Origin of the sequence: Litorilituus lipolyticus (assembly GCF_006439335.1) — a bacterium.
Classification (GTDB): Bacteria; Pseudomonadota; Gammaproteobacteria; order Enterobacterales; family Alteromonadaceae; genus Colwellia; species Colwellia lipolytica.
In genome coordinates this window covers 70,054-82,598 of sequence record NZ_SAWY01000005.1, presented here as the reverse complement: position 1 = coordinate 82,598, position 12,545 = coordinate 70,054, and the positions used below count along the sequence as shown (strand labels likewise).

Annotated in this window: 13 protein-coding genes and 1 other RNA gene; 9 read left to right on the top strand and 5 right to left on the bottom strand. The window is 38.3% G+C overall.

Going from position 1 to position 12,545, the window contains the following annotated elements; genetic code table 11:
- Window positions 1–9 precede the first annotated feature (9 nt).
- Window positions 10–1,356: a Xaa-Pro aminopeptidase gene (gene pepP, locus EPA86_RS02855; protein ID WP_425462559.1), complete on the bottom strand. Its 1,347-nt coding sequence runs from the start codon at window positions 1,354–1,356 to the stop codon at window positions 10–12.
- A gap of 109 nt (window positions 1,357–1,465) precedes the next feature.
- Window positions 1,466–2,074 (bottom strand): UPF0149 family protein, encoded by a 609-nt coding sequence (locus tag EPA86_RS02850; protein WP_140601694.1) that lies wholly within the window; start codon window positions 2,072–2,074, stop codon window positions 1,466–1,468.
- A 276-nt stretch (window positions 2,075–2,350) separates the two neighbouring features.
- Between EPA86_RS02850 and EPA86_RS02845 the strand changes: the two genes are divergently transcribed.
- Both EPA86_RS02845 and ssrS read left to right on the top strand, forming a co-directional pair.
- Entirely contained in the window at window positions 2,351–2,659 is a 309-nt protein-coding gene (locus tag EPA86_RS02845; protein ID WP_140601692.1) for a cell division protein ZapA, read from the top strand.
- Between the two features lie 77 nt (window positions 2,660–2,736).
- Window positions 2,737–2,918, top strand: a non-coding RNA gene (ssrS, locus tag EPA86_RS02840) — 6S RNA.
- Between the two features lie 233 nt (window positions 2,919–3,151).
- Here the strand turns inward: ssrS and EPA86_RS02835 are convergent.
- Entirely contained in the window at window positions 3,152–4,483 is a 1,332-nt protein-coding gene (locus EPA86_RS02835) for an MDR family MFS transporter (RefSeq protein WP_140601690.1), read from the bottom strand.
- 231 nt (window positions 4,484–4,714) lie between these two features.
- On the opposite strand from EPA86_RS02835, the gene murI reads away from it, so the two are divergent.
- The 7 genes from murI (at window position 4,715) to EPA86_RS02800 (ending at window position 10,510) form a co-directional block, all read left to right on the top strand.
- Entirely contained in the window at window positions 4,715–5,539 is an 825-nt protein-coding gene (murI, locus tag EPA86_RS02830; RefSeq protein WP_246058224.1) for a glutamate racemase, read from the top strand.
- Between the two features lie 272 nt (window positions 5,540–5,811).
- Entirely contained in the window at window positions 5,812–6,999 is a 1,188-nt protein-coding gene (gene metK / locus EPA86_RS02825; RefSeq protein WP_140601689.1) for a methionine adenosyltransferase, read from the top strand.
- A gap of 157 nt (window positions 7,000–7,156) precedes the next feature.
- Window positions 7,157–7,903, top strand: coding sequence for a 16S rRNA (uracil(1498)-N(3))-methyltransferase (gene rsmE / locus EPA86_RS02820; protein WP_140601687.1), 747 nt, complete (start codon window positions 7,157–7,159; stop codon window positions 7,901–7,903).
- An 82-nt stretch (window positions 7,904–7,985) separates the two neighbouring features.
- Complete coding sequence (gene gshB / locus EPA86_RS02815; RefSeq protein WP_140601685.1) at window positions 7,986–8,945, top strand: glutathione synthase; 960 nt, start codon at window positions 7,986–7,988, stop codon at window positions 8,943–8,945.
- A 15-nt stretch (window positions 8,946–8,960) separates the two neighbouring features.
- Entirely contained in the window at window positions 8,961–9,611 is a 651-nt protein-coding gene (locus EPA86_RS02810) for a YqgE/AlgH family protein (RefSeq protein WP_140601683.1), read from the top strand.
- A 72-nt stretch (window positions 9,612–9,683) separates the two neighbouring features.
- Complete coding sequence (ruvX, locus tag EPA86_RS02805; protein WP_140601681.1) at window positions 9,684–10,133, top strand: Holliday junction resolvase RuvX; 450 nt, start codon at window positions 9,684–9,686, stop codon at window positions 10,131–10,133.
- 146 nt (window positions 10,134–10,279) lie between these two features.
- On the top strand, window positions 10,280–10,510 hold the full coding sequence (locus EPA86_RS02800; protein WP_140601679.1) for a glutaredoxin family protein: 231 nt from the start codon (window positions 10,280–10,282) through the stop codon (window positions 10,508–10,510).
- A 13-nt stretch (window positions 10,511–10,523) separates the two neighbouring features.
- On the opposite strand, the gene EPA86_RS02795 is transcribed toward EPA86_RS02800, so the two are convergent.
- Window positions 10,524–11,306 (bottom strand): L,D-transpeptidase family protein, encoded by a 783-nt coding sequence (locus tag EPA86_RS02795; RefSeq protein ID WP_140601677.1) that lies wholly within the window; start codon window positions 11,304–11,306, stop codon window positions 10,524–10,526.
- 70 nt (window positions 11,307–11,376) lie between these two features.
- Window positions 11,377–12,507: a dipeptide epimerase gene (locus EPA86_RS02790; RefSeq protein WP_140601675.1), complete on the bottom strand. Its 1,131-nt coding sequence runs from the start codon at window positions 12,505–12,507 to the stop codon at window positions 11,377–11,379.
- Window positions 12,508–12,545 lie beyond the last annotated feature (38 nt).

The window sequence follows — 12,545 nt, the reverse complement described above, 5'->3', positions numbered from 1 at the left end:
GAACTATGTTTAACTATTCGCCTTAGCCATTAATGCTTCAATTGCATCGATGGTATCAGGGGCGTCTTGCGTTAAATTTTCATAACCTGTTGCGGTAACGGCAATATTATCTTCAATACGTACGCCAATACCGCGCCATTTTTGTTCTACATTCATATCAGATAAGGGAATGTATATACCAGGCTCAATCGTCATGACCATGCCTTGTTTAAATGCACGGTGCTGTTCACGTTCAGCATTAGCATGGTAATCCCCAACATCGTGCACATCTAAACCTAGCCAATGACCTAAACCATGAATGAAATAATCTTTAACTTTTTTCTCTTCAATTAGTGTTGCTAAATCACCCGTTAATATGCCTAAATCAAGCAAACCTTTAGTTAAAAACTCATTAGTTATGATGTTTAATTTTGCAAAGGACATGCCCGGTTTAATGGCATTTACTGCAAGGTTTTTCGCATCTAGCACCAATTGATAAATGGCTTTTTGCTCTTGAGTGAATCTACCGTTAACTGGGAATGTACGTGTAATATCTGCAGCGTAGCCATCTAATTCACCGCCTGCATCAATGAGTAATAATTCATTATCATTAAGTACGTCGCTATTATTGGTGTAATGTAAAATATTAGCGTTATCTCCACCAGCGACTATTGTGCCGTAAGCTGCATGGCGAGCACCATTTCGCGCAAACTCATGCAATATTTCCGCTTCTACTTGATACTCAAACTTACCAACAGCCGCTTTTTGCATGGCTCTTTGATGTGCATTGCCAGAAATAACATTTGCTTGACGCATCAAGGCCAATTCATTGTCAGATTTAATCAAACGTAACTCGTTAGTAATGTCAGCACTATCGAGCAAATTGGCTGGGGCTTTACCGCCTTGGCGAAAAGTGGACTTAACTTGCGCGATCCAAGCAAAAACTTTGTGAGTTAGCGCTTCATTAGCAAAGGGGAAAAATACTTGCGACTTACCGTCTAAATAATCTGGCAAATAAGAGTCAATCTCATCACTAGTAAAAGCTTGCTCGACTTTATAATCAGCAACCGCTTTTTCTTGTCCAATTCTTCTGCCATGCCAAACTTCTTGTAATTCATCTTTTGCTAAGCAAAACAAAACACTTTCACAACTATCATCATTTTTAACAAGCACTAATAAAGCATCTGGCTCATTAAAACCGGTTAAGTAGTAAAAGTTCTTATCTTGGCAAAAAACAAACTCAGTATCATTACTTCGAGTCACTTCTGAGTTGGCTGGAATAATAGCCACAGAATTTGTTGGCATTTGCTCAAAGAAGGCTAAGCGGTGTGCTTGAAATTCTTCAATAGGTAGTTTTGATAACATAGATAATGACATGGAGTAACCTAAATCAATGATTAAAAAGAGGTATATTAAAATAAAACCTGATGGGTATTTTGCGCTACATAGTGCATTGAAGCTTTAACATAGCGCAAATAACTACACATTAATGCAAGGTTTTATTTTCTGTTGTATTGTCTTTCGGAGCGTTTTTTGCCCCACTGCTAGGTAAAGTAGCTAGCTCACTAAAACATAATAAAGCTGAAATTCTAACATATTCACTTATTTCGAAATAAGCTTGCTCTGTTGCTTCATCTTCTTCCATTTCATCAGAAAGATTAGCAATTTCACTAAAATCAGCCAGTACCTCTTTCACTTCGGCAGATAACACCGGGCTGTCTTTTTGTTGTAAACCAAAGCCAAGATTAAACCCTTGCACCCAAACACCTAAGGCATTACCACGCTCTGCGATAGAGTCGTCATCGTCAGGTAATAATAAATTAAAACTGTATGCGTCATCTAAAACGCTGCCCCAAATTTCATGGTACAACTGAGTTAAGGCTAATTTTACAGGACTTGGAAAATGATCACCTTGATTAAATAAATCATTTAGCATGGCAATATAGCTTTTATCTTCTAGGGCAAATCCTGCGCAAATTAAGCCAGTTAATACACCATGCAATTCACTCGCGTGAGCTTCAACACTTTCACTGGTTAAAATAGCCTGCAAAGCAGAAAAATCTAGAGCCTTTGGCTCATCAAAATGGTCAGTCATAATAAAGGAACTATAATAAAAGATAGATATTGCTGGCTATGGTATCACTGCTACAAACAATACCCAAGTGAGTAACAAAGTAATTATCAAGCGAACTAGCGATATGGTAAGGCTCGGCAACTATTTTTTACGTTGATATAACCTTTGTACCCTAACAGGTAATTTATTTGTCACAATTAACCGCATTCACTTGCATAGCGACAAAAGCCTAGTTATAGTGCATGCTTGCAATGGAACCGCGCTATATTATTAATTAACCTTGGAATTTTTGAAAAAATGAGTCAACGAACTGTTGAAATTAATGTACTAGATCGCAAACTAAAAGTTGCTTGTCCCTCAGGACAAGAAACCGCATTGCTTTCTGCTGCAGAAGAACTCAGTAAAAGGTTAAGCCATTCTAATAATGCCAAAGCGATTACCACACCTGAGCAATCTTTACTCATGACTGCCTTGAATTTAGCTAACGATTTGTTGCAAGCTCAGCAGCAGCTAAAAGTTGAACAACAAGAAAACCAAGAAAAAATAGCGCTTTTACAAGCGACTATAGAACAAGCCTTATCCCCATCGAACAATAAACGTGCATAACGTTTATTAACTGGGCATTCAGCTCTTACCTGTTAAAAAAAACTTATTCCAACAGTAATTTTTCGCTATACTGAAAGTGTCTTCTGGGATGTTCGTATGTGAACTGTGTCCCTGAGCCGATAAGTTTTACCTTAGGGAATTGACTATTAGCTATTGTGCAAGCCCGGCATGTATCGGGAAGCCTACGGTTAGCATGATATTTCCGCCCTGAACACACGGTGTTCAGGACTATTGTGAGCTGCGGCATCTTGGAAGCGCAACCTTTCCTTTCTCAAGAATTCAATAATTCAATAATTCAATAATTCAATAAAGAAAACTCGCAGGCAGCTTTCATATTTTCAATTAGATATTTCCGTGCGGCACTAGAACAACGCACGGCGTTCAGGACTATTGTGAGCTACGGCACTAAATCAAACATTTATAGAGGCGCAAGCTATCTTTTCTAGCACAAATCTAGTCAAGCAATCTCTCACTCAATAGATCATGTTTATTTTACTGATTTACCAGGCTTTCATCTCGCTCTGTAGTCACAAAATCAGGTCTTGGCATTTTATGCAAAATCGCATACAAATAAATTACTACCAGCGAAAGCACTGCACTGAAAATGAATAAAGCAGAGCCACCGAAATAATCTAATATCAAACCACCACCAAGAGGTGCTAAAGCAAAACCAAAATCATAGAAAGATGAAGCACCAAAATAAGCACCACGAAGATGCTGTGGTGCTATGCGATCAATTTGCACATTCATCGTTGGAAAGAGTATCGTTTCAGCTAAACTCATAATGATGACAGCGCCTATCCACCCCCAGAAAAATGAAACAGGATTTAACCCCATCCACAATTGTGAAACTGTTAACAGCACTAAGCCAATTTGAATTCGCGTAGTTAAACTTAGATGTGCCATCATTCTCAGCATGATAAATTGTGTTGCAATAATCACCATGGCATTAGTAAATATAATTGTTGAGATAAGCATCAGCAGTTCAGGCACTTCAGCACGAGTTAAGTACTGAATAAGTGAACTATCCATTTGACCATAAATAAAGAAGCAAAATAAGTTTGCCAATATAAGGCATTGAAAAAGTTTATCTTTTAATAGGATTTTAGTTATTTCTTTAAAACTTACATTTTCGTTTTTTGCTTCATTTTCATCAATTAGACCATTTTGGGCAGTATTTTCTTCAAGTGCCTCAGGCTTTTTAGCATTATTATTGGTAACTAAGATCCCCTCTTTTTTCTCATGCTGATGGAAGCCCCAAGACAATAAACACAGTAAAAACACAAAGGCCATTGCGGTAATATAAAAGCTTGATTGCTCTCCCGTAAGGCCCATCCATACACCTAACATAGGACCTACTGCACAGCCAACATTCACCACAAAATAAAGAGACTGCATAGCAAGTTCACGGGTTTTGCTGTCATCAATCATGTCACCAATGAGTGCACTAATTAATGGTCGCCATAACGCTGTTGCAATTGAACACAAGGTAATCACGATGATATAACCTTCAATATGATCAATTTCAGCTAATAAAGAGAAGGAAATAATATAGAGCAAGCCACTGAAATACATTAACTTCTTGCGACCAATACGATCAGATAATGCGCTGCCGACGAAACTAATCAATACAGAGACAATGGCAGCTACCGATAGAATCAATCCAACTTCTGTCGCTGTTAGAGAAAATTTTTCATAAAGGATCACTGCCAGAAAAGGCCATACCATGTAAAAGCTGCCGCGGGTAATAAAGGAGCCAAAAAGTAATATCCACATTAATAGCGGAAATTGCTTCATTCGGCTTATTGAAACATCACTCGACATAATTACTCTTACTCACTAAAAAAATACGCTTATTATCATCACGCCAAAGTTACCATTTGTACCAATCTAAGTAAAGATTAAATAAACAAATTACTTTACTTATTTCTTAATTAAAAAAACGGTCTGCAAAAGCATAATTATTAATATCAAAGGAGCCATAAAGAAAGCTATTGATTTCAAGATACAGAAACTAATACAATTTCACTGATACTCCTAGCTTTTGAGACCGTTTTGACAAACACAACAGACCCTAACAGCACATTTGATAATGCCCCAATAGGTATTTTTGACTCTGGTGTCGGTGGTTTATCAATTGCTAAATGTATTAGTGAGCAATTACCTCACGAAAATTTAGTTTATGTCGCTGATACTTTGCACGCCCCTTATGGTGATAAATCAATTGAACTCATCATAGAAAGAGTTAATACCATTGCTCACCATCTAGTAAAACAAGGCGCAAAAGTATTGGTAATTGCCTGTAATACCGCAACGGTTAATGCGGTAACTCAATTAAGAGAGCAACTTTCAATCCCGATTATAGGTGTAGAACCTGCGATTAAACCGGCCGCTTTACAAAGTGAGTCGAAAAAGGTTGCCGTTTTAGTGACTCAAGCAACGAGTGAAAACAGTCAATTTAAATCGCTCATTGCTAAACATCAAAATGGTGCAGAAGTCTTTATACAACCCTGCCCGGGTTTAGTTGAAAAAGTCGAGCAAGGCTTAATTGACAACCATTGTTGCGAGCAATTATTACGCAGCTACCTTTCACCATTGATTGCCAAAAAGGTTGATCGTATTGTGCTTGGTTGTACCCACTACCCTTTTCTTTTACAACAAATTGAGCGAATTATTAAGGAAGAGAATGCCAGCATTACACTGGTTGAAACCGCATTACCCGTAACACTTCAACTCATCAACCAATTAGAGAAGCACAATATCTCGGCTTCTAAATCACGCCAAGGAACTCGGCTTTTTTATAGTTCACAGCAAAGTGAATATCAGCAACAACTTTTTTCTAAACTATGGCAAAGCCCTGTAGCACTTAAGGCGCTATAAGCACTAAAACTTCATGCACACTGCTATATTCAATTAAGCTCTAAAGCATTTTTACGTTTGGACGATATCAATAAGAGCATAATTTCAATTAGTTACGGAATGTCATAAAGACGTTTAGCCGTCTAGGCGTAAAAAAACTAGAAAACCCCTATGGAAAGGTGTAATATCGCCCCCAATTGAATTTATTTCTATGCTCATATTATTATTTTGTCATCGTTATTGATTGTTACATTAACGGTTAAGTACAAAAACTAACAAATTGCAGAGGGTTTATGTCTAAACATTACTTTACTTCAGAATCAGTATCTGAAGGTCATCCAGATAAAATTGCCGATCAAATTTCTGATGCGGTATTAGACGCTATTATCACACAAGATAAGCATGCCCGTGTTGCTTGTGAAACTATGGTTAAAACTGGAGTAGCGATTATCTCAGGTGAAGTTTCCACAACCGCTTGGGTAGATTTAGAGAAACTAACTCGAAACGTTATTAGTGAAATTGGTTATACCTCTTCAGATGTTGGTTTTGATGGTGAAACCTGTGGCATCATGAATTTAATTGGTCAACAATCACCTGAAATTGCTCAAGGTGTTGATCGTTCAAAACCAGAAGATCAAGGTGCTGGTGACCAAGGTTTAATGTTTGGTTATGCAACCAATGAAACCGAAACATTAATGCCTGCGCCGTTATACTACTCGCATCGTTTAGTTGAGCGTCAAGCCGAAGCGCGTAAATCAGGCGTATTGCCTTGGTTACGCCCTGATGCAAAATCTCAAGTCACCTTTGTTTATGAAGATAATAAGCCAGTTGCTATTGATACGGTTGTTTTATCAACTCAACACAACCCTGAAATTAAGCAAGAAGATTTACACGATGCTGTGATGGAAAACATCATTAAGCACACCTTGCCTGCTGAGTTGTTAACTCCAGAAACAAAATACTTTATTAATCCAACAGGTCGCTTTGTTATTGGTGGTCCTGTGGGTGATTGTGGTTTAACTGGTCGTAAAATTATTGTTGATACCTACGGCGGTATGGCTAGACATGGTGGCGGAGCTTTCTCAGGTAAAGATCCATCAAAGGTTGATAGAAGTGCCGCATACGCTGGCCGTTATGTAGCTAAAAATATTGTTGCTGCCGGTTTAGCTGATCGTTGTGAAATTCAAGTGTCTTATGCCATTGGTGTAGCAGAGCCTACTTCAATTTCAATTGAAACATTTGGCACAGGTAAAATATCTGAAGAGAAACTAGTTGAGTTAGTACGTGAGCACTTTGACTTACGTCCATACGGCATCACTAAAATGCTTGATTTATTACACCCAATGTACCAACAAACAGCGGCTTATGGCCACTTCGGTCGTGAACCATTTGAAATGACTGTAGGTGAAGATACCTTTACTGCCTTTAGTTGGGAAAAAACAGACAAAGCTGACGATTTACGTCAAGCTGCTGGTTTATAATCGCAGTACTCTTTTGCCGAAATAAGCCATAACAAAACCTCCTTCGGGAGGTTTTGTTATTTTTGATGAAAATAAAAAGCCCCAGCCATTGTTTTTTATATGCTCAGCCCCTATCTTTTAGCTATTCAACAGAAGAAAAAGAAAAGCTCAATAGATTATGTCAAACCCTAGAATTTACCAAGCCACAGAGTTTAGCGTAAACCAAACTGTGAAATTATCTGACGAGGCGTTTGGTCATGTAATCAGGGTACTTAGATTAACGCAAGGTGATGTCATTACTCTTTTCAATGGTAATGAAAATAAGCAGTACACCGCTGAACTTATCGATGTAAGTAAAAAACAAGCCATGATTAACATTACTGCTGAAGAAGTGATTAAGCGTGAATCACCTTTAGATATTCATTTAGGACAGGGTATTTCTCGCGGTGATCGAATGGACTTTACCTTGCAAAAATCTGTTGAGCTTGGCGTTAAGTCAATTACGCCCTTATTTACCGAACGTTGTGGCGTGAAACTGAGCGGTGAACGTCTCATTAAAAAGCAGCAGCAATGGCAAAAAATTGTCATTAGTGCTTGTGAGCAAAGTGGCCGCGTTTACGTGCCAACTGTTAACACGCCTATTTTGTTATCACAGTGGCTTGAACAACAAACCCGTGCATTAAAGTTAAACTTGCACCCTAAAGCCAGTCATTCAATTATGACATTACCTGCAGATACATTAGCCGGTGACAAACAAGTAAGATTATTAATTGGCCCTGAAGGGGGTCTTAGTGATGAAGAAATTCAATTAGCTAATGATGCAAGCTTTACTGACGTATTGCTTGGCCCAAGAGTATTAAGAACAGAAACAGCCGCGTTAACTGCCATAACCGCATTGCAATGTCGTTTTGGCGATTTAACCTAGTTTGTTTAATGATTTAACCTAGTTCAATAATTTACACATGATAGCGAGTATACGTTAGCGCAATCACGATAAAGGAAAACATATGAGCACGTCTCCCATAAAGCTTGGGGTTGTAATGGACCCAATATCACAAGTTAAAGTTGCTAAAGATTCTTCCATGGCAATGATGCTTGAAGCACAAAAACGCGGCTACGAAATTTACTATATGGAGCTTAAAGATCTTTACTTAGATCAAGGTGTTTGTCGCGCTAATGTTCAAAGAGTTAAAGTGTTTGATGATAGTGAACACTGGTATGAACTTGCTTCCGCTCAAGATATTGAATTGAGTGACTTAGATGTTGTGTTAATGCGTAAAGATCCTCCTTTTGATACAGAGTTTATCTACGCCACATACATGCTTGAAAGAGCAGAAGTAGCAGGCACACTCATAGTAAATAAACCTCAAAGCTTACGTGACTGTAATGAAAAATTATTTACCGCATGGTTTAGTGATTTAACACCACGCACTTTGGTAACACGCAGTAGCGATAAAATTCGTGAATTTCACCAAAGCCAAAAAGACGTCATTATCAAACCCCTTGATGGCATGGGCGGAGCCTCTATCTTTAGAATTAAAGCCAATGATGCAAACGTTGGGGTGATCATTGAAACCTTAACCAATCATGGCCAGCAATACGCTATGGTACAAGAGTATATGCCTGAAATAGTAGACGGTGATAAGCGTATATTAATTGTTAACGGCGAACCTATGCCATATTGTTTAGCTCGTATTCCTGCACAAGGTGAAACACGTGGTAACTTAGCTGCCGGTGGTAGCGGCGTTGCTAGACCGCTAAGCCCAAGTGATAAGTTAATTGCGCAAACCATTGGCCCTGAACTTAAGAAACGAGGTTTGTATTTTGTTGGGCTCGATGTTATTGGCGATAAAGTTACTGAAATTAATGTGACTAGCCCGACTTGTATCCGAGAAATTGAAGCCGCCTACCCTATTAATATTAGTGGTAAGCTTATGGATGCTATTGAAGATAAATTACGTAGTTAAGCTGTTGGAGGATTGATGGAAAGTTTAGAGAATCAGTTTTTAATTGCTATGCCGTCGTTAGATGACTCTTTTTTTAATAAAACAGTCACCTACATTTGCGAGCATAATGAAGATGGCGCCATGGGCTTAATTATTAATTTGCCGGTAAGCCTTAATCTTTGCGAGTTATTAAAGCAAATTGAACCTGATGCTAACGATGCCTCTTCAGCTGACTCAAAAAAACAGCAAAGTCAGGACAAACCATCAACAGGTCGCATTAAAGAAAGCCTTGAGTTAGCACAGGAAGATGAACAGAATATTCACCTTCAACAACGTGTTCTCTCAGGTGGGCCCGTTGCCCAACAACGAGGCTTTGTACTTCATAGCAAGCAAAGTGGCTGGAGCAGTTCTTTATCTTTAAATGATCAATTAATGATCACCACTTCAAAAGATATTCTACTAGCTTTAGGCACTGATGAAGCGCCAGATAACTTTATTGTCACGCTTGGCTATGCTAGTTGGGGACCAGGCCAATTAGAACAAGAACTAAAAGATAACTCTTGGCTAACAACACCAGTTGATACCGACATTATATTCAACACCCCAGTTGAACAGCGATGGAAGAAAGCAACCGAGAAACTTGGTATAGATTTAGCCCATTTATCGTCTGATGTTGGTCACGCTTAAGTTTTTTTTGGTAGCAAAGCCTAACACGCATTAACAAACGTTAATTATAATTTAAAAGGTTCATCACTTTTCATGGCAAAACAAAAAGCAACTCCCGTTGGCCAACGTACTCTTATCGGCTTTGACTTTGGTAAGAAATATATTGGTGTCGCTGTAGGACAAGAAATTACCGGCAGTGCTACGCCGCTAGGCTCAATAAAAGCTTCTGACGGTATTCCTCACTGGGACAGCCTTGCCAACTTTTTAAAAGAGTGGCAGCCTGATTTAATTATTGTTGGTTTACCTTTAAATATGGATGGTAGCGAACAACAACTTACTTTAGATGCAAAAAAATTTGGCAACAGAGTCTCTGGTCGTTTCGGCATTAAGGTTGAATTTCAAGATGAACGATTAACCACAGCAGACGCTAAAGAACAGCTTTTCTCTCGCGGTGGTTATCGTAATTTAAAAAAAGACAACATTGATGCTGAATCAGCACGTTTGATCCTCGAGAGCTTCTTTGAACAGCAATATGGTGAATAGTTGCCTATTCAAATATCTTTGCACGCTATTGGTTTTTCCATAGCTTAAACTTCTTTGTCTATAACCGATAGTTCACTTGATTAACTTTTGTTTTCTGGTAACTACAGTAAAATAGTGAGCTTTTAACAGCTTTTTAAAGGTGAGTAATGAAACGCGTTGTTTTATATATTTCAGATAAATGCCCACATTGTCGTGAAGCTCAAAAATACTTAGATGCTAATGGCATTAAGTACAGACTAACCAATGCAAAAATGCAGCGCGGTAGAAAAGAGCTTGATGCTATAGGAGCACGCTCTGTTCCAGCCCTTAAAATCGGGGATGAAGTGATGATTGGCTGGAATCTAAAAACGTTTAAAAAACTCTATGGTGCAGGTTAACAAGGACAGTTAACTAAAGACGGTTAACTGACGGTAACCCCCAACGTTCTTTTAGTTTTTTATATTCAGCTTTAGGTAAAGCAACATACACAGGTTGTTTTGTTTTATCCAACCATTTCAGTATATTGGCCATTTGAGTTTCTTCCATCGCAGTGCAGCCTGCCGTTGGTTTATCAATACTTCGCCAAACATGCATAAAGATACAACTCCCAGCACCTGAAATATTTTGGCTATTATGATTAATGATAAGACCTTTCTTATAGACCTGATCATTGTTTAAATGAATATCACGGCGCATTGGCTCACTTGAGCCTTTGATGGCCTTTTTACCATACTGTTTGCTAGAAATTATTTGGTTATAAAACTTAGAGCCCTTTACATCAATACAGTAATCATTTGCCGACATTGCTTGGTAGGTTAAACCTGTCACTAAATCAGGTAAATAACCAAAAGCATCACCCAGGGTGAAAACGCCAGCAGGCGCTTTGCCATCACCTTCCTTTTTGTATTGTCCTTTTTGTTTATTATGTAAACCTAACCCCCATGCTAAGCCAGTTCTGCCTAAGGTAACTGAGGTACTCTCTTCAATGCGAAGCCACTGCCCTTGCTGCTTTTCAAATTGAAATAGTTTACCCTGCGTTGCTTGCCAATCATCAGAAATCATTAATAAAAGCTGTTGATGCTGTTCACTAATAATCGTTTGCGTTTTTACTTGAGACGCTGTTGCTTGAGAGGCTGATATAAGTACCGAACTAACCAGTACACTGCTCATAAAATATAAGATTATTTTCTTCATGGTTACCTTTATGCTCTTTCATGCTCAATTAATGAGAGCTCTATGCTTATGTTAAAATTTAACGACTAGTTCACGACAAAAATTGTAACCCCTCAATAGTACTAATACCTAAGCCCGCCTCATTAGATATATAAATATTGGCTTTATCAAAACAAACACCACCATGAACAGGATCATATAACCCTAAACTTGGGCCATCTAAATCAATTTTTGAAATCGTCTGACTTTTAGCTAATGCTAAATGCGCAGCTGCAGCCACGGCAATACTCCCCTCTAGCATACAGCCAATCATACAAGTAACTTGTTTTGATTGACAATAATCAGTAATGGCCAATGCTTGGGTTAAACCTGCTGTTTTCATCAGTTTAATATTTATAATATCTGCCGCTTGTTGCTCAATTAAATTTTTGACTTGCGTTAAATTAAACGCTGATTCATCAGCCATAATCGGTATAGCCGTTCGCTCAGCAATATACTTTAAACCTGTAATATCATCAGCTTTAACAGGTTGTTCAATAAGTTCTATGCTCACGTGATTATCTGTAAAACATTGAGCTGCTTGTACCGTTTGCTGTGCTGTCCATGCTTGATTTACATCTAGCCTGATAGCAACACTTTCACCAAACTCTTTATATAAGCGTATTACCGAATCAATATCCTGTTGTAAGTTATTACCAACTTTAACTTTTAATACATCAAAGCCTTGTGCTATCGCCTTTTTCGAATCGACGAACATGGTATCAAAATCATTCATACTAATAGTGATGTCTGTTTTTAACACCAAAGGGATATTACTTTGATTATCGAGAGACTCGCCAGCACGAGTTGTTGATAAAACTTGATACAAAGGCAAGTTAAGCCGTTTAGCGTACAAATCAAATAGTGCTATTTCTAACGCAGCTTTGGCGCTGTTATGTAACGGGATTGCTTGTTGCAATGTTGCAGCTAATGCCCAAGTATCTTCGATACTCTTACCGACAAGTAATGGCGTAAAAGTGTTACGAATAACATCAATCATACTCTGATGCGTATCACCGGTAATTAATGGCGTTTCAGGTGCAGAGCCATAGCCCACTTCGCCACTATCAGTATGAATAACCACCACTAAATCATCAATTTCAGTCACACTACGTAGTGACGTTTTAAATGGCGTTACTAGCGGTACGTTCAGTTTGGCTAAACGGATTTCAGTAATGTTCATATCGAGGAAAATACTTTAATTGCTTTGCTAATTTTCAT